The organism is Psychrobacter sp. 78a-MNA-CIBAN-0178 (assembly GCF_040309625.1).
Classification (GTDB): Bacteria; Pseudomonadota; Gammaproteobacteria; order Pseudomonadales; family Moraxellaceae; genus Psychrobacter; species Psychrobacter okhotskensis.
The window spans coordinates 1-242 of sequence record NZ_JBEOOZ010000195.1 but is presented as its reverse complement, the minus strand read 5'-3'; the positions used below and the strand labels follow the sequence as shown (position 1 = coordinate 242).

General features: G+C 37.6%; 1 protein-coding gene. It reads right to left on the bottom strand.

Annotation, left to right across the window (positions count from 1 at the left end; all coding sequences use genetic code 11):
- The coding region (locus AAEY80_RS14810; RefSeq protein WP_502945564.1) for an aldose epimerase family protein at positions 1–242 on the bottom strand (242 nt) is incomplete at both ends.

Genomic DNA, 242 nt, shown 5'->3' with positions numbered 1-242 from the left:
CATGTAGGCTATTAGGACCGTTATTTGCCTCTAGTTGATACTGCGTACCAGATAAGCTAAAACGCCCTTTTGCAATACGATTAGCGTATCGACCTACTGTAGCGCCTAAGTAAAATGGGTTTTCAAGATAGTATTGAGGGTCATCGACGCTAAGCGTCATTTCTTGTTTTTTAAATTTAATGCTTTTTATTATTGCGCCAAATGGCAAAATTTCAGCTATTAAATTTTGACCATCACTAAGC